The following is an 18,123-nucleotide window of genomic DNA, read 5'->3' as shown; positions in this document are numbered from 1 at the left end:
CTGCCATCAATTTCATATTACGTGCAAACACACCTAGCCCATTAATCATCAATCAAGTCACTTACCTCTTCGATTAACTCATCAAACTCATCGCGAACGTTACGACGCTGTTTATCGGTTAATGTAGGTTTTAGTTCCACTAACAAATTAACGTAGTTATCGAGATTTTTATCATCGGCTGCAATTAACTTGTCGCTCATAAAAGCTAAGCGATTATTAATGATGACTGCCAACTGGCTATCAAAGTCTGTTGGTTTTTGCTTTTGCATAAATAACGTTTTTAATGCATCTAAACGCCTTTGTTTGTACTGCATCCACATTAAAAATGTACTGACTCGAGAATTTGATGAACTCTCTATGAGTGTTTTTTGCTGCGCAGTGAGTTTGCTACCGAACCACTCTTTATAGTTTTCAAGGTTTTCTTCTAAACGTTCTTTTTTATGTTGCTCAGGCGATCTTTCTTCGTGTTCTTTGTACTCATCATTAATGTTTTCTTGCAGTGCAGCAACAAACTCTACGCGCTGCTTATAAGAAAGTGAATTCGCTAAAGCGATAAGTTCAGGCTCAATTTTATTAATCAATGTTTGCCAGTGCTGCTTCGCTTGTACAAAGTGTGCTTTAAGCTCGTTATGGTCAACTTGCTTATCTAACATGGTCTTTAAATTTTCAAGGTCGCGTTTATATAAGGGGAGTTGTGTTTCTCGATGCCAATCTCGGCTGGTTTTGACAATATGCTCAAATTTATCAGCCTGGTCACTGTTAAGGTCAACATAATCATCAATCCAAAACCCTGATAACCAACCTAAATTATTGTAAGTAAAGCTCGGAGAACACCCTGCTGCTGTAAACAATAAACTAAATACTATTAGATACTTTGATAGCTTTTTCATTGTAGTTTTTTCAAATCCTATTTCAAAACAAAGTAAACTTACCACTAAGAACAAAAATTCAGCAACCAAATTAAATGAAATTAATTATCATTTGAGTATTGACGAACGGTTAAACCTAAGTAATAATCGTTATCAACAACTTGGTTCGCTAGACTATTCTCACAGCAACATCATACTGTTAAAGGTTTTGATGCTGTTTTACCAAGTTAGTTCAAGATGTAACTCTTGATTGTCATCTGTTTCCTCGACCCAAACATAGACATAAAACGTTACACTTTACTTGCTACATTGCTCATATCGGTGACGGTAGATATGACACGAAAAAGCCCGCTAAGGGCTTTTTTTATTTCTTTAATTTTTCTGGAAAATCTGTATCTTAAGCCTACTTGTTAATTGCAAAGCTTGCCGCTGTCTATAAATTGGGCATTTGCAGCTGTTGGGGCTAAACTAAAAGTGATGTTTTGCTCTGAGGCTGTTTGGCAAGGCATTTTATCAATAGCTGAATGCTTTGTTATTGATACCTAACACACATTTGGAGGCAGACTATGATCAAGCCTAATTTTAAATCACTATTGCTCGCTAGCACGTTAATCTTGTCACCTTTAGCAAATGCCAGTCTTGAAGATGCCCAATTAGCGGCGAATGAAGGTCGTTTTGAAGAAGCGCTTCATGAATTTAATTACCTTGCAGACAGAGGTTATGCCCCTGCAATGTATGAGCTTGCTAAAATGTACGAAGGTGGCTTTGGTGTGCAACGAGACTATCGTAAAGCAGCAGAGTTATACGAAAAAGCAGTAAAAAAAGTGCATGCTGATTCAATGTTCGCATTGGGTGTACTTTATCAAGAAGGTAAAGGTGTCAAACTTGATAAAGAAAAAGCCATTTCATTGTATGAAATGGCGTCACAAAAAAACCATCCAGCGGCACAGTTTAATTTAGGGGTTATGTATGCTAATGGCGAAGGGGTAATTCAAGATTACCGTACCGCGCTTAGTTGGTACCAAAAGGCGGCTGCAAATAACTTTACTCTTGCGCAATTCAACATGGCTTTAATGTATTACGAAGGGTTAGGAGTTCCTAAGAATCTCGAAAAATCATACATTTGGAATACCATTGCTGAATACAACGGCAACATGGATGCAAGTCATAGCCGTAAACTTGATGAGCGAAGTATGATGCCTGCAGAAATTGAAGCTGCTAAAGAAAAAGCAGATGCCATTTATGCAAAAATACAGGCTGGTTTATACGCACCTGACGGGCGTCTATAAATAAACTTCGTACTTGCGCTTAAGGGCGCAAGTACAGCCATTTTAATAGTTTGATCAGCAACTTATTTTGTTTTAGCAATAAACTAGTGCGAGGGTTAAACTTACCGGATACCAAGGTATTTCGTGCATGGCTAAAGGTTTTAAAACCTTCAATGCCATGATAGTGCCCCATCCCTGACTCACCGATACCACCAAACGGTAGCTGATCTGCTGTTACCTGCATCAATACATCATTAATTGCTAATGTACCGCTTCTGATTGATGTGCTTAATTTACTGATTTTCTCTTTATCATGCCCCAAAATATACAAAGCAAGAGGTAATGAGTCACCATTGATCGTATCAATCACCTGCTGCAATGACTCATAACCGATAATGGGCAGTAAGGGGCCAAAGATCTCGTCTTGCATGACGCGCATATCATCATTCACTTGCGTTAAAATGTGCAAGCCCATACGGTGTTTTAGTTCATCAACTTGATGAGCTTCTATCGGCTCAAATACTTGCGCGCCTTTGTCTTTTGCGTCAACTAAATAAGCAGCTAATCGCTGGTATTGACTCTCGGAGATAATTGAAGTCAGATTTTTACCTTCAACACCTTGTTTAAAATGTTTTCGGTAAATATCACAAAGCTGCATTACCAACTGATGTTCAAGCCGCTTTGGAACAAATACGTAATCAGGAGCAACACAAATTTGCCCTGCATTGTTCAATTTACCAAATAAAATTGTTTTCGCTGCTTCTTTGATATTTGCATCATCAAGAACAATTACTGGCGATTTACCACCTAGCTCTAACGTCACTGGGGTAAGGTTTTTACTAGCACTTTGCATTACTTTACGGCCGACAGCGGTTGAACCAGTAAACAGCATATGAGCAAAGGGAAGTTGGCAGAATTTTGCAGCAAGTTCTGCTTCGCCTTCAATCACGATACAATGCTCTTTCAATTCATCAGCCAAAATCGTTTTTATAACTGCGTTAGTGTGAGGTGTATATTCGCTTAACTTTAGCATTACGCGATTGCCTGCGGCTAATGCGGTTATGGCAGGAACTAACGCAAGTTGAATTGGATAATTCCATGGGGCAATGATGCCTACAACCCCTTTCGGCTGATAACTGATATGTGCAGACGAAGGCCATAAACTAAGTCCAACACCACGAGATTCATTTTTTGCCCACTTTGGCAAACGCTTAATCACATCACTGATTGTTTTAACTGTTGGGAAAATATCGCCTAGTACAGTATCGAAAGCTGTACGGTATCCAAAGTCTTTACTTGAAGCATTCACTAAAGCCTGCTCGTTCTCAATAAGCGCAGCTTTGACGCGTTTTAGAAGCTTTATTCTAATATCTATTGGTAAGTAAGGTTCAGCTAAAAATGCATCGTTCAGCTGATAATATTGTTCTTGTAATTGTGAATCTAGATCGACCAAAACGAGTACTCATCAAAAAGGTTTAAACAACTATAACGATGAATAAAATCGAGAGCAAATAAAAACAGCGCCCATAAAGAGCGCTGTGAGTGGTTGGTAAGAGTTGAAACTATTGTTCTGTATTCATTAATTTTTACATTTAAAAAGCAAATACACTCGCTGCTACAGTCATTGTAACTAAGGTGATCATGGCAATAGCTATTAAGTTAAGTGCGAACCCAGAACGGATCATATCGCGCATTTGAATTTGCCCTGATCCAAACACAATCGCGTTTGGTGGTGTCGCGACTGGCATCATAAACGCACAGCTACATGCAATTGCAGCAGGAATGACCCACACAAGCGGTGTACCAAATACTGACTCAGCAACCGGGCCTAATAGTGGTAAGAAACCTGCAGCTGTGGCTGTGTTACTGGTTATTTCTGTTAAGAATGTAATAAGAGCCGTTACCGCTAAAACACTTAAAACTAACGGAATAGCACTTGCGCCCTCGATCATATGGGCAATATATTCAGCAAGGCCAGACGACTTGATTTGTGCAGCTAGTGTTAAACCGCCACCGAATAGTAGCAACACGCCCCACGGCACTTTAGCTGCACTTTCCCAATCAAGGATTCGCTCACCATCGCCTTTATTTGCTGGTAACACAAATAACATCAATGCTGCAGCAATCGCTATGCCGGTATCAGAAATTTTAAGGCCAGAGAAATCAGCAATCATAGGTCTAAAAATCCAGCATACTGCAGCTAAAGCAAATACAACAGCTACGCCTTTTTCAGCGCGCTGCATAGCTCCTAACTCTTGTAACTGTGACAAGAATAAAGATTTAGTGTCTTTGCTTGCACTTTTTGCACATTGTGTATCAACTTTATAAGCAAACTTAGTTAACCACACCCAGCATAAAATAAGCATAACTGTCGCAAGTGGTACACCTACTTTCATCCACTCAGCAAAGCCAATATCAATCTTGTAGCTATCTGATAGGTATGCAGCCATTAATGCGTTTGGTGGCGTACCGATTAAGGTTGCGATACCACCGATGCTAGCACCATAGGCAATTGATAATAACAATGCTTTACCAAATTGGTCATTATCTGGGTTAGACTGTTTAACTAACATAGTAATCGACATTGCAATCGGTAACATCATCACAGCAGTCGCTGTATTTGACATCCACATTGATAAAAATGCCGTTACTAACATCATGGCTAAAATTTGTAGGCTTGGCTTAGTACCAGCACGAAGCATGGTATTAAGTGCAATACGCTTGTGTAAACCCCAACGCTCCATCGCGATTGAGATCAAAAAGCCGCCTAAGAATAAAAAGATCAAAGGGTGTGCATAAGGTGACGCGACCCCTTTGATTGCTGCAATGCCAGCAAGAGGTGATATAACCAGTGGCAATAAAGACGTAGCAGGAATTGGCACAACTTCGCTTACCCACCAAGAAGCCATCCAAAATGCAAGGCCTGCAGTACGTAATGCAGATACACTCATACCCGCTGGTGGATCAATTAAGCAAGTTAATAACATCACTAATGGGCCTAGCAGTAACATCACTGTGCTCATTAATGGGCGTGGCTGTGAGCCATCTTTTGTTTGATTTACTAATGACATACCGACTCCTTAGAACTTGTATTTAAGGCCAAGTGCAACGCTGTTATCTGATTCAAGTTCTAAATCTAAATCAGTATAGAATAAGTAAGCAGTGGTTTGTTTATCGAACACATAGTCAACACCTGCTGTCCATTGTTTACCTTCTTCAGCATGGCGAATCTTTGAGTCGTCTTTAACATATTGCAGCTTAGGTACCCATTTATCGATTGCATAGCTTGCGCTAAGTGCATAGCCATTGCCTTCTTTCGTACCGTCGGTAGATTCACTGCGCTGGAATAAACCCGCTAACTGTAGGTTTTCATGTTTCCATGCGGCAACCACACGACTTGCTGTTAACTTGTTCAGCGCATCAACATGGCTGATAGCGACATAGTAGTCTTTAGATTTTAATGCACGGTCGCCATAAATAACCGTTGCCGCAAAACCATCTTCATCGTTGCTGCTGTCATCTTTTGGAGCATAAGTTAGCGCAAGTGATGCGCCACCGTATGTTTTTGAGCTGTAGGTAATGGTATCGCCGATACGGTCTTGACCAGGGATCAGCTGTGCAATATCTGCTTGGGTTTCGTTAAAACCGTCTACTTTACCTTCTGAGTATTTAAAACGCGTGTCGTTACGACCGACAACCACTTCACCAAAATCACCTGCAAGTCCTAAGTAAGTATTACGAGCTGAAAATGGCTCACTGGTATCATCATGTTCAAAGCCTTTTACTTGCACTTCGTATTTAAATACCGCTTTAAGCGACTCAGTTAGTTTGTGGCTACCTTTAATACCAATGCGCGAAAAAGGTGCTTCGATTTGCGTACCTTCATCTGCATAGCGCATAACGCCTGTATCTGTGTTTGCTATTTGAACTTCTGCTTTACCGTACACCGCGTAGTCTGCTGCCATTGCTGAGCCCGCTGTGCTCGCTAAAATTACGGCCGCTACTACGCGTGTTTTTGTATGAGTGAATATTGTTGTCATTATGCGCCCCTTATTAGGTTCAAATTGTTGTTCCTAACTAGTAAGGCAAGTTGGCTGCCAACTTAGATAATTTTAAAAAAGTTGTTAAATAACAGTAAATTAACTTTGCTGACGTAAAAGAGACTGTTTTTTATGGGTGGATATCCACACATTTTTAAAAGTGTGCTGTCACCAGTTCCACCCATTGTGAAGAGTTTAATGTGAGAGAGTTGCTTAGTCTTTGAACATTTCGCGATTAATACCGTATTTGGTCATCTTGTCGTAAAGGGTTTTACGGGCAATTTGTAATGTGACCATGGTGTCTTTTATGCTGCCGTTGTTTCGTTCTAGCGCTTCTTCGATGAGTGACTGCTCATAAAAGCTAATCTTTTCGGCAAGACTTAAATCCTGAGCAAGTTCATTTTGATTATTTGTGTCGCTGTAAGAAGCAAACGCAAGATCAGAGCCCAGTAGTACGGCACGTTCAGCCTGATTTCTAAGCTCTCGGACATTTCCCGGCCAATCATACGCAAGGAGTCGTTGTTTAGCTTCACTACTCAATGGCGCAGGCGGCTTATGAAAACGTGTCGCCGCTATCGAGCTGAAGTGTTTAAAAAGCAGTGGAATATCAGCTTTTCTATCACGTAATGCCGGAATACTCACTTTTACTAAATTTAGGCGGTAATATAAATCGGCTCTAAACTCCCCTGCTTCGACTAGTGTCATTAAGTCTACTTTGGTAGCAGCAACTATACGTACATCTAAATCAATGGCGTGGTTGTCACCTACAGGGGTTACTTTGCGCTCTTCAAGCACCCTCAACAACTTTACTTGTAAACTCGCAGGCGTAGACTCTATTTCATCTAAAAAGACAGTGCCGCCTTTGGCAAATTCAAACTTACCTTGGCGAGATTGTGTCGCCCCTGTGTATGCACCACTGGCTGCACCAAAAAGCTCACTTTCAATAAGTTGCTCAGGTATTGCGCCGCAGTTTATAGCAACAAAATTAGCCGCTGAACGATTACTTTGATCGTGTAAATAGCGAGCAACTAACTCTTTACCCGTGCCTGTTTCACCTTCTATTAGCACATCTGCTGGCGTATCGATTACCGCATTAAGTAAATGCATCATTTGTTGCATTTGTTCGGTTTCACCCAAAATACGCACACCGGGCGCAGAGGTTTTTTCAACAGCAATTTTTAAGGCGCGGTTTTCCATCACTAAAGCACGTTTTTCTGAAGCACGAGCAATACAATCTAATAACTGCTCAGTTAGCGGCTTTTCAAATAGATCATAAGCACCAAGCTGCATGGCTTTAACGGCCACAGATACATCAGCAAAGCCGGTAAGAAAAATAACCGGTAGCTCGCTATCAAAGGCTTTAACTTGCTCTAAAAATGCCAAGCCATCCATTTTTGGCATGTTTATGTCGCTTAGTACAATACCTTCGAAGCGACGACTTAATTTTGAAAGTGCCGCTGTAGGCTCACTAAAACACTGAACTTGATAACCTTCAATCTCAAGGAGCTGCTTCAATGAATCACGGATCACCGCTTCGTCATCGATAACGATTACCTGATCACAGGTCGCTGCAACTTCACTCATGATGTTTCCTTGTTAGTTTGTAAAGTTATAATAAATTGTGCTCCGCCCTTAGGGCGGTTATGGGCTGTTAGGCGGCCATTAAATGAGTCGATTATTTGCCTTGAAATAGACAAGCCAAGGCCTAAACCATTGCTGGTTTTAGTGCTATAAAATGGCTCAAAGATATTACCTAATGCATGTTGATCAATACCCGGGCCAGTATCGAGAATTGATAGCTTTACTCGGTCGTCAAACAGTTCAAGTTCAAAGCTCAGTTCGCGTTTGTCAGATTCACTCATTGCTTGGCTGGCATTAGTGATCACGTTAACCAAGACTTGCTCAAACTTAACGCTGTCGACCCATACTGTTATGTTTGCATCAATATCTGCGGCTTTAACTTCGATATCATCTTGTTTTAACTGTGCGCTTGCAATCATTAAGGCATTTTTTAACATACTCGCTAAGCTTTGCTGTCTCAGTTGAGTTTGTGCCGGTTTACTAAAATGCTTTAGCTGTGCAACAATTTTGTGTACACGCTCTATTAACGACTGCACCAGGACTAAATTTTCGCTGGCTTGCTCAATATTTCCTTTGATAAGCAACCTTTTTGCACTCACTAAGTAGGTATTCATGGCACTTAATGGCTGATTGATTTCATGGTTAATGCCTGCACTTAACTGACCAATAGTTGCAAGTTTAGCTGTTTGGATCAGCGCTTTTTGAGCCTTTTCGAGAGCCTGAGTACGTTCTATAACCTCTTGCTCAAGACTGTGCCTAGAAAACAATAGCTTTTTATAACCAGCAAAACGTACCATTGCCGTATGAATAAGTACTACCGCAATAGCATAAAACACACTAAACCAAAGAAGCCTAGGGATTTGTGCAAGCTCGACATTCGTCACATCCACCAACACACTCGCTTTGGCGTTAATGATATCAATGCTTTCAACAGCACTAATAAAGCGCGATTGCTTACCGTTTAATAAAACTTTTTGCAGTATGGTTTGTTCATTTAGAGGTTTATGGGTATAGGGCAGTAAAGTGGGTTTATGTGACAGATATCGGCGCGATTTAACTAATGCTGCCATTTGTTTATTATCAAGAGGCATAAGTGACTTCAAACGCCAATCAGCTACATCAGACATAACAATAACGTTGTCTTCAAGAGCAATGTAGAAATGTGAAGTGTCTGATGCATTGAGTAGCTGGCGGTCTTGTTCAAATTTTTTGGCATTAACTTTTAGTGCCACTACCGCAACCACCTCGCCTTGATAAAATAACGGCTCAGAAAAATAAAAGCCTCGCTCACTAGAGCGCATACCCAAAGCAAAATAAGCAACTTTTTCACCTTGTTTGGCTAAATAAAAATACGGCCGAAAAGCAAAATTACTTCCTAAGAAAGTATAGTCAACTTGCCAGTTACTACTTGCTAAAACAGTGCCTGACAAATCCATTACGTAAACATCTGAAGCCCCACTCGCTCGTTGAATATCTTCAAGATAATCATTGACCGCATCTCCACCAGCACCTTTTTCGACAATAAATGATTTTACCAAATCATTGGCACTTACTAAGCTAGGTATGGTTTTAAATCGTGCTAATTCACTTGCGATATAATGGCTTAGCTGAGTAGCTTGTGTTTGACTTTGATGCTGAGCTTGTTCGTAATCATGGCTTCTACCGAGATAAAAAACTAATATTAACAGCATTATTAGCAATACACCTGCTGCAATAAATTTTTTACTTAATGACGACATTCAAACCTTACGAACAGGACTACTAGAAATTGAATTGGTAGTGTAACGATAATTCCTCAGTTGTACCAGCGACTGCGCCATTGTCAATGCGAGGATCAAATGCGTTGTATTTTTTTCCTAACAAATTTTCTGCTTTTAGCATTAGTTGGCTGTTGTTGTTTAACTGCCATTTTAAACTGCCACCCAATAAGCTGTAAGCAGATTGTTTAAAGTGAGCACCTGTCTCTGAGCTTACTTCAACTGTATCGCGCCACAATAAGTTTAAGCTCACCTGCCATGAATCAGATAAGTTATAACTACTGATTATGCTTGCAAAGCGCTTAAAGCTCGCATTGATTGGATCTTCAAAGTATTGCGTATAAGTGCCTGTAATCGAAAAGTCTTTACTTGATTGCCAAGTGCTATCAAGCTCGATACCACTGTTTTGAGTGTTGAATGAGTTTGTAAAGGTAAACAATGAATCATCTGATAATGTTGGCTCAATATTTATAAAATCATTAAGTTCATTATAAAAAAGCACTGCATTAGCTTGTAACTCTGAGGTTTTATAATGCCAAACAAGTTCAGTTGTTTTTATCGACTCAGAGCGAAGCGATGGGTTACCTATTGTCACATCATCATTTGAAAACAGCTCATTGGTAACCGGTGTTCTAAACGATTCACCATATTGCAGCTTAACAGTATGCTCTGAATTTATTTTATAGACACCCGCAAGACGTGGAGAAAGTTTACTGTCGATGTCCTTCACATCGTCATAGCGTGCGCCAATAAATAAAGTAAGTGCATCTGAGTATGGTATTTTTAGCTGCCCATAAGCACTCAAGGTTTCGAATGTAAACTTAAGTGACGAAAACTCAGGAAAGTCCATCACAGACACGATCCCTTGCTGTTCAAAGGCAGGGTCGATAATTATTTGCTCTGAATCGAAATCATAATAAGACGTGCGAACTCCTGCTTTAGTTTGCTTAGCCTCTGAGTATTCAATTCCCGCAGCAAGCTGCCATTGGTTATCGAATTGATAACTTAGCTCAGTTTCGAATTTACTGTCAGTTGTTTGCCACGCAGGGCCAACGAGAAAGTCTGGAATATCGTCAAATGTAGCGATTAACCCTGCACTTGAAATATTATGCTTTGTGAATGAGTAACTAGAATCTAGCTTTAACTTATCGTTATTGATCCAGTTGTATTTAATTCCCACAAAGGTGTTATCACTGTTATGTTGGTTTTGCTTAGAATATCCAGCGAGGTTTAAAAATTCATCAAGGGATGTTTCATTGTAACGGGCACGTAATTGCAGTTTTTTATAATCAATACCTGCGTCTAGATAAATTGCCTCAAGTGGATCTTTGACCCCCTGCGGATAACTTTCACCGTCCTTTTGTTCATAAGCGAAATTTGCAAAAATACGTGTATTGTCACTAAATATCCTGTTGATCTGACCTGTTGCGCCGTATCGGCCATTGTTACCAACTACAAATTGCAGTGCATTTCGCTCTTTAGACGTAACAATGTTCATAACACCTAAAAATGCATTACTGCCATAAAGTGCTGACCCAGGGCCGCGAATAAACTCTATTTTTTCGATAACTTCCACAGGTATGTAAGGCAAATAAACAGAAGCCTTACCAAATGATGATTCATTTATTCGCTCACCATTTATCATCACTAAAACATTACCGCTATCTAGATAAACGCCCCGAGCATGATCTTTAGGCACCGCCCCTACCCAATCACCTCGAGTTGATTGCATACCAGGCACAAAATTCATCACTTCGTAGGCGTTATCAACTCCTAATGCTTGAATTTGCTTACGACTAAAAACACTTATTGTAGAAGGGACTGATGACAAAGTTTCGTTGGTTTTACTTGCTATATCGACTTGAACATTAAGTAAGTCTTCAAAACTTAAAGAGAATAAGTCTTGCTCTTCAGCCGCGTTTGCAACCACTGGCGAGGTTGAGGCAACTGCAATAGTAAAAAGTGCTGAACATCTGAAAAGATCCACGGTAAGCGATACCTGTACTTATAGCCTGTGTTGCAAAAGCAACACCATGTTTACACTATTAATACAAAAGATTGGTAAGCTTGCAATGTTTTTATAATTTTAGTTTATAAAGTTTTCTTAAATAGCGACAAAAAAACCCATTTTCAACTGTAAATGGGTTTCTAAAAACGTCTGTTTTAATGAGCCGAGCTTAATTAAGCTGTTTCAACATTTCCAGTACGCTTTGCTTTGATGTACTTATATAATCCAATAAGTGACGCCGCTATCCAGAAAATCTCAATAACAAAACTAGCAAGGTTAAAGTTATAACAAAGACTGATCAGTAACAGAATTGCGCCCGTTAAGTTCATCATGTTATACACAAGGCCGGTTGGCGATGCTTTATTCAGTTGTAGTAAAAAGAAAGCACCAACCACTAAGAATGTGCCTGTCATGCCAATAATATCAAATAAAAGTGCTATCACGTGCGTGAGTCCATTTTGTTCATATGTTTATACCCATACAACTGGCCCAATCCATGGGGAGGGTTGTTTTCATTCATTGAAACAGCAAACCGGTCAATAGTATCAGAGCATGAGTAAGAAACGAGGATAAATGTCCGTATTTTAATTCTATTTATGTGTCACCTTACCACCGATTATTTTTAAAGCTGGAGTACCACGGATCATGGTCTGGCGGGCAAATGGGCGTTGGCAGTCAGGGCAAATACCGGTGTCATTGGTAAAATCTTGGCTAATCCGTTCAACAAAACATTTAACCAACGCGCCTTTTCCACCTTTACGGTATTTAAATAACTGCGTTTTACATTGTGAACAAAAAATATCGACCGTTTTAGTTGGCCCTTTTTTATTTGGTTTTGCCATTAATCCATTTATTATTTCAAAAAGTGCATGCTATCACGCTATGACCAGAGACCCAAAACCAAGCCAATTAATGAAAATTGTAAAATAGCATAACCTGAATTTACCAAAAACAGTTTTAACGGCCGCTGCTCGAATATGTAGCCTATGCCTATAGCAAGGCTTACCCAACATAAACCAATTATAAAACCTGTACCAACAGCCACCCCAACAGCAACATTGGGCCCAACAAATAATGAAAAGCTAAATGAGATCAAACAGCATAATATTAAACTGCTACCAAAAACTTTAAATGGATTAATTTGTTGCAAATCTAACTCAGTTAGACCACAGCTCTCCATCCAAATACGCTTAAATAACCAAGGTGAATACCAGACAATTCCCAATAAGAATGAAGCAAGACCTGCAAAAAAAATTGCGAAAAAGTTAAGTTGATAAAAATGCATACACCAGACTCATACAACGATTAGGTTTAACATGACTTTAGTTAAGGATCAGCGATGCAGCAAATTTAAAACACGTAATTTTGTACCTATTTAGAATTCAATCCTGTACTGATTTACGCCTTCTAATTATTTTACTTACGTTAATAATCACTTTACTGCTTAACTGGTTTTTTCTGTAATTTACGCTGTAATGTTCTTCTGTGCATATTCAGTTGGCGCGCAGTTTCGGAAATATTACCATCGTTACTGTGCAAAACATGTTGGATATGCTCCCACTCAAGGCGCTCTGGCGACATAATTTTGTTTGGCTTTGATTCTTCAAGTGATAGGTTTACCTCGGCGTCTCCCAAGATTGTTTTTAAAAGTGAATTAAAATCGACAGGTTTTGGTAAATAGTCGTCAGCACCTAATCGTATGGCTTCGACTGCACTGGCAATACTGGCAAACCCAGTGAGTAACACAATACGAGCTGAAGGAAATTGTTCTCTTAAGGGTTTAATTAGCGCAAGGCCGTTATCATCCCCGAGTTTTAAATCCACCAGAAAATGGCTCGCCTCAAAAGTGGTTATATGCTGTAAAGCTTGCTCAGCGTTATGAGCAAGTGAACATGTGAAGCCTTGTTTTGTAAAACGCCTTGCCAGTGTGCTGGCAAGATTTTCATCGTCTTCAATAATTAAAAGTTTCATACAATTTTTAAACTAACCATCGCAATTGCACCTTGCTGTGGGTGATTGCTTAGTGTTAATGAGCCATTTAAGCGCTCTAAAGTCACATTCGAAAGCATAACTGCCATCCCCATACCATTGTTACTTGGCATGAGTTGGCCACCTAATGATGCCATTTGTTGTTCGCTAAAACCTTGACCGAAATCACGTAACGACAATGAAACTGTTTGCTGATCTATGTGCCACTTAGCTTCTACGCAGTATTGCTGATTATGGTTATTCGCCGATACGGCGTTTTGCAGCAAGTTTAAAATAGCCGGTAACAGCATGGCATCACTTAAAATCGAACAATCAGGGGCGTTATTTAGCCACTGTAAGTTTTGCTCTGGAAAATGCAGTGTCATCGCATCTTGAATGGTGCTTTGTAGTGTTTCAGCGCTGATCACTTGCCGTGTTTGACCGGTCCTTAAGGCATTTGAAAGCGACCTAAAATGAGCAAGCTGTTCTTTACACTGGGCTAATGGCTTAGCCATTTCTTGTACAATGGGGTCATCAGCTTGTTGTTCTTTCAGTTCTTCAAATAACAGCTGTAAGTTTGCGATAGGCGTTGCAAGTTGGTGCGTTACTTGTGCAGCAGCGCCATCAAGCGTTAATAATTGCTCATGCCTTAATTGTTGCTCACGAGTTCGTGCAATGGTGGCTTCTCTTGCTCTCAATGTACTGTTTAATGTACCAATAACAAAAGCAATAACAATGGCGCTAATAACAAAGTTAATCCACATACCAATAAAATGATGCGTCATCTGCATTTGGTGCATGGTGTGCTCAGGCATATTTATCAGTAAAAAGCTATAAGCGGCGATTGCCAGCACTGCGGTATAAGCAAGCCCTTTCGCATTAACAGAGACCGCAGCGATCATTATCGGTAACAGTAATAACGACACAAATGCATTGGTAGCCCCGCCACTTAATGACAGCAAAATCGTTAAAAACAGTAAATCGGCTGTCAGCTGCATCAGTACAGCGGCTGGTCTGGCTTTGGTTACTTTTCTATAAGCGAATATACTTAGCAGCTGAAAGATTGCTTCAACACAAATAACAGCAAGTAAAGGCAGTAAGGGGATTTGGTATTCAAATAGAAAGTACACCGCAATAACAGCAACAAATTGTACGGCGATTGCGGCGCTTCTTAAAATTAGTAGGCGACTAATCGCCGGATCGGTTTGCATAACGGACTCTTTAAAACTTAATCATCGTCCATTGAAATTGTAAAAACAGCACAAGGCGTTCCTTGATGAAACACCATTTGCCATTGTTTACCATTAAAACGCCACAGTGACATACGAATGGAGTAATTAAACTCTGACCGCGCAGAACGTCTAAAGGCTGCTTGATAGCTCAGCTGTGCAATATCATCACTGAGCATTCGACCTTTAAAGTGTTGATTATAAAACTGCGGTACTACCTCAGTTGGCAGACGGGTTAACACTTGGAACTTATTAAAAGACGTACCATCAGCAGCTATTTCAATAAAATCATCATCAAGTAATGCATCAAGCGCTTCAGCAGATTGCCGAACTTCTGGCTCAAGTAGCTGCCGCTCAGCATCAATTAAATGATTAAATAACGTCTCTTTAATTTTACCGCCCATAGTAACCCTTACTGTTTGAGCACTTTACCGCCCTTCATAACAAACTGAACCTGACTAAGTTCATTAATGTTATCAAGCACATTCATATTAACGCTGATAATATCTGCTTGTTTACCAACACTCAAGTCACCGAGGTTATCACTTTGACCTAATAGTTTAGCAGCTTCAACGGTGGCTGATTTAATTGCTTGTTTTGGTGTCATGCCATATTTAACTAATAACTCGAACTCTTTAGCATTATCACCATGCTTAGATACGCCTGAATCTGTACCAAAGGCTATTTTAACCTTGTTTTTTAATGCTAATTTAAACGACTCTTCCATTTTTGGCGCCACAAATTCAACCTTCTCAGCAATAGCTTTTGGCATATTAGGGTTATTTAGCACTTCTTCTTTTACTGTCGCGCCAGCGAGTAAGGTTGGAACTAAATACGCGTCTTGCTTTTTAAATAATTTAACTGTGTCTTTATCTAAAAAAGAACCATGTTCGATTGAATCAACACCCGCTCTGAGAGCTGCTTTTATACCTTCTGTGCCATGAGCATGAGCGGTGACTTTTCGGCCTAAATGATGAGCAGTGTTAACAATGGCACTGAGCTCTTCATCAGTAAATTGCTGATTAACCCCGGCCGCTGTATTACTTAAAACACCCCCTGTTGCCGTAATTTTGATCACATCGGCACCACTTTTAATTACATCGCGTACCGCACGAGTACAATCGTCAGCACCATCACACACACCTAAGCCCCCACCCTCTGTCGCTTTGGTAATATCACGGCGATAGCCATGCATGTCAGCGTGGCCGCCGGTCGGTGTGATCATATCACCTGCTGCAAAAATGCGCGGGCCAACAATGTCGCCACGCTCAACCGCTCGTTTTAATGGGAAGATAACTTGATAGCTGCTACCTAGGTCGCGCACAGAGGTAAAACCCGCATTAACCGTGCGTTTTAAGTATTTTAAAGAACGTAGTGCATAATCTGCTTCGTATTCAGTGACCCATTGATGTGGGTTACGCGTTGAATCTCGCTCAAAGGTAACATGAACGTGCATATCAATTAGACCCGGCAAGACCATCTGATTTTTTAAATCAAAAACATCTGCATCACTGAGGCCTAACTGCTGTGTTGTTAAGTAGCCTGCTTTTATTGCAGCAATTTTATTACCTTCAATAACCAGCGTTTGCTGCTCTTTAACACTCTGTTCAGTGCCAACAAGTACCTTTCCTGCATGAATAAGGGTGGTTTGTGCATTAACCACAAACGTAGATAACAAAGATAGTACCGATAATGTGCTTATTTTTAGATTTATTTTTTTCATAATCGCCTCTTTTTTATACTAGGTTTAACTTAAATACTGAGTAAATGCCATTATTTACGACATAGCGCGGCAATGAACTAGTGTTAACAAGTGAATTTTGATATAACTTCGGGAAAATTTAACAAGTCTGACCACATAAAGAGAACACATTATGTCTTATGCCCAAATTACTGGCTGGGGTAAATGTATACCACCAGCAAGCATCAGCAATGATGAAATTAGCAATATTGTTGATACCAATGACGAATGGATCACAACACGTACAGGCATCAAATCTCGCCGTGTCAGCCATGTTTCTACTGCCGATTTAGCGACCGTTGCCGCAAAGCAAGCGCTTGCTTGTGCTGGTGTTGATGGTAAAGACATTGATCTTGTACTTCTTGCGACTTGTACACCATCAACCATGGTGGCAAATACGGCCTCTTTAGTGCAAAAAAACATTGGCGCGATTGGCGCTGCAGCAATGGACACAAACGCTGCATGTTCAGGCTTTTTATATGCATTACAAGCAGCAACGGCACAAATTCGTGCAGGTATGATCAAAAAAGCAGTCGTTATTGCCGCTGAACGTATGACGTGGTACATCAACTGGGCTCGTCGCGACAGTGCTGTATTATTCGGTGATGGTGCTGGTGCCGTGGTATTAGAAGCCTCAGACACACCATCAGGTTTACTTGCCACTAAAACAGGTTGCGACAGTGAAGATCGCGACATTTTGCATATCGAAAACTTCGGTAGCGATTTAAATAAGTACGAGCCAATTGGCCCTTCTAACTTATTATTCGAAGGTCGCGAAATCTTCAAACGTGCTGTTAAAGGGATGAGCGAAGCTTGTGACGACGTGCTGAACCAGGCGCAGTTAGAGCTTGATGACATTGACGTATTAGTTCCTCACCAAGCCAATTTACGTATTATCCAAGCTATTCAGCAACGTTTGAAAGTAGCTGACGAAAAAGTAATGGTGAACATTGCCGATTACGGTAATACCTCTGCTGCAACAATTGCGATTGCCATTTGTGAAGCGGTTGAGCAAGGGCTTATCAAACCTAACTCAAACATTATGTCAGCAGCCTTTGGTGCTGGTTTAACTTGGGCGGCGAGTTACATTAAATGGGGCGAGCGTGTAACACCTATCTCGGTTTCTGATGCAGCTCTACCTGAGTGTGATAAAACAGGTCTTGAACTGGTTGCACCGGCTGTTGCAGCATGTAAAGCGGCACAGTAATACTCCTATCATTTATAGAGAAGCGCGGCTGAGTCCGCGTTTTTTTATGGGCATAAAAGGATTAATTAATGGAACTATTAGGCATACATCATACTGCAATCATCTGTAGCAACTATGAAAAATCAAAGCATTTTTATAATGAAATATTAAAGCTACCAATCATTCACGAACAATACCGCGCTGAACGTGACTCGTATAAATTAGATTTAGCACTTCCTGATGGCAGCCAAATAGAGCTTTTTTCGTTTCCTGGAGCGCCACCGAGACCAAGCTATCCAGAAGCACAAGGGCTACGCCATTTGGCGTTTAAAGTCGCCGATATTGCAAAATCTAAGCATTATTTAGAACAACAAGGCATTTCGGTTGAAGAAATAAGAGTGGATGAAATCACCGGGAAGCAATTTACGTTTTTTGCCGATCCCGATGATTTACCGTTAGAGCTTTACCAGCTTTAA

The 18,123-nt window shown here is 40.4% G+C and carries 17 protein-coding genes; 3 read left to right on the top strand and 14 right to left on the bottom strand.

The genetic code is table 11. The annotated features are described in order from the left end of the window. Nucleotides 1-41 precede the first annotated feature (41 nt). Nucleotides 42-890 (bottom strand): DUF6279 family lipoprotein, encoded by an 849-nt coding sequence (locus tag IRQ78_RS00755; protein WP_194441082.1) that lies wholly within the window; start codon nt 888-890, stop codon nt 42-44. A 545-nt stretch (nt 891-1,435) separates the two neighbouring features. On the opposite strand from IRQ78_RS00755, the gene IRQ78_RS00750 reads away from it, so the two are divergent. Then, nucleotides 1,436-2,158: a tetratricopeptide repeat protein gene (locus IRQ78_RS00750; protein WP_054552133.1), complete on the top strand. Its 723-nt coding sequence runs from the start codon at nt 1,436-1,438 to the stop codon at nt 2,156-2,158. A gap of 19 nt (nt 2,159-2,177) precedes the next feature. Here the strand turns inward: IRQ78_RS00750 and IRQ78_RS00745 are convergent, their stop codons facing one another. From IRQ78_RS00745 to IRQ78_RS00685, 13 genes are all read right to left on the bottom strand, one after another. Continuing rightward, the gene (locus IRQ78_RS00745) at nt 2,178-3,590 is read right to left on the bottom strand and encodes a coniferyl aldehyde dehydrogenase (protein ID WP_194441081.1); all 1,413 of its coding nucleotides are present in this window, start codon (nt 3,588-3,590) and stop codon (nt 2,178-2,180) included. Between the two features lie 139 nt (nt 3,591-3,729). Then, nucleotides 3,730-5,160 carry an SLC13 family permease gene (locus tag IRQ78_RS00740; RefSeq protein WP_054552237.1) on the bottom strand — a complete coding sequence of 477 codons (1,431 nt, stop codon included), beginning with the start codon at nt 5,158-5,160 and terminating at the stop codon, nt 3,730-3,732. Nucleotides 5,161-5,217: 57 nt separating this feature from the next. Next, nucleotides 5,218-6,177, bottom strand: a complete 960-nt coding sequence (locus IRQ78_RS00735) for a porin (protein WP_194441080.1) — start codon at nt 6,175-6,177, stop codon at nt 5,218-5,220. Nucleotides 6,178-6,390: 213 nt separating this feature from the next. Next, nucleotides 6,391-7,761, bottom strand: a complete 1,371-nt coding sequence (locus IRQ78_RS00730; RefSeq protein WP_054552130.1) for a sigma-54-dependent transcriptional regulator — start codon at nt 7,759-7,761, stop codon at nt 6,391-6,393. Next, nucleotides 7,758-9,497 (bottom strand): sensor histidine kinase, encoded by a 1,740-nt coding sequence (locus IRQ78_RS00725; RefSeq protein WP_194441079.1) that lies wholly within the window; start codon nt 9,495-9,497, stop codon nt 7,758-7,760. Before IRQ78_RS00725 ends, IRQ78_RS00730 begins: the two co-directional genes overlap by 4 nt. A gap of 22 nt (nt 9,498-9,519) precedes the next feature. Then, nucleotides 9,520-11,502 carry a TonB-dependent receptor plug domain-containing protein gene (locus IRQ78_RS00720; RefSeq protein WP_194441078.1) on the bottom strand — a complete coding sequence of 661 codons (1,983 nt, stop codon included), beginning with the start codon at nt 11,500-11,502 and terminating at the stop codon, nt 9,520-9,522. 194 nt (nt 11,503-11,696) lie between these two features. Continuing rightward, nucleotides 11,697-11,966, bottom strand: coding sequence for a CBU_0592 family membrane protein (locus IRQ78_RS00715; protein WP_054552127.1), 270 nt, complete (start codon nt 11,964-11,966; stop codon nt 11,697-11,699). Nucleotides 11,967-12,113: 147 nt separating this feature from the next. Then, nucleotides 12,114-12,365: a hypothetical protein gene (locus IRQ78_RS00710; protein ID WP_054552126.1), complete on the bottom strand. Its 252-nt coding sequence runs from the start codon at nt 12,363-12,365 to the stop codon at nt 12,114-12,116. 38 nt (nt 12,366-12,403) lie between these two features. Then, entirely contained in the window at nt 12,404-12,808 is a 405-nt protein-coding gene (locus IRQ78_RS00705) for a DUF1761 domain-containing protein (protein WP_054552125.1), read from the bottom strand. Between the two features lie 152 nt (nt 12,809-12,960). Beyond that, nucleotides 12,961-13,494 (bottom strand): response regulator transcription factor, encoded by a 534-nt coding sequence (locus IRQ78_RS00700; RefSeq protein ID WP_054552124.1) that lies wholly within the window; start codon nt 13,492-13,494, stop codon nt 12,961-12,963. Next, complete coding sequence (locus IRQ78_RS00695) at nt 13,491-14,702, bottom strand: sensor histidine kinase (RefSeq protein WP_166340917.1); 1,212 nt, start codon at nt 14,700-14,702, stop codon at nt 13,491-13,493. Before IRQ78_RS00695 ends, IRQ78_RS00700 begins: the two co-directional genes overlap by 4 nt. Nucleotides 14,703-14,719: 17 nt before the next feature. Next, a complete protein-coding gene (locus IRQ78_RS00690) occupies nt 14,720-15,124 on the bottom strand; it encodes a nuclear transport factor 2 family protein (protein WP_054552122.1) in 405 nt (134 codons plus the stop codon). Between the two features lie 8 nt (nt 15,125-15,132). Beyond that, nucleotides 15,133-16,434 carry a metal-dependent hydrolase family protein gene (locus IRQ78_RS00685; RefSeq protein ID WP_323741526.1) on the bottom strand — a complete coding sequence of 434 codons (1,302 nt, stop codon included), beginning with the start codon at nt 16,432-16,434 and terminating at the stop codon, nt 15,133-15,135. A 160-nt stretch (nt 16,435-16,594) separates the two neighbouring features. On the opposite strand from IRQ78_RS00685, the gene IRQ78_RS00680 reads away from it, so the two are divergent. Together IRQ78_RS00680 and gloA2 are read left to right on the top strand one after the other, a co-directional pair. After that, nucleotides 16,595-17,668 (top strand): ketoacyl-ACP synthase III, encoded by a 1,074-nt coding sequence (locus tag IRQ78_RS00680; protein ID WP_138599849.1) that lies wholly within the window; start codon nt 16,595-16,597, stop codon nt 17,666-17,668. A 68-nt stretch (nt 17,669-17,736) separates the two neighbouring features. Next, on the top strand, nt 17,737-18,123 hold the full coding sequence (gene gloA2 / locus IRQ78_RS00675; RefSeq protein WP_054552119.1) for an SMU1112c/YaeR family gloxylase I-like metalloprotein: 387 nt from the start codon (nt 17,737-17,739) through the stop codon (nt 18,121-18,123).

This window comes from Pseudoalteromonas simplex (assembly GCF_015278155.1).
GTDB classification, from domain to species: domain Bacteria; phylum Pseudomonadota; class Gammaproteobacteria; order Enterobacterales; family Alteromonadaceae; genus Pseudoalteromonas; species Pseudoalteromonas simplex.
The sequence above is the reverse complement of the archived record's forward strand: the minus strand, read 5'-3'. Positions and strand labels throughout refer to the sequence as shown.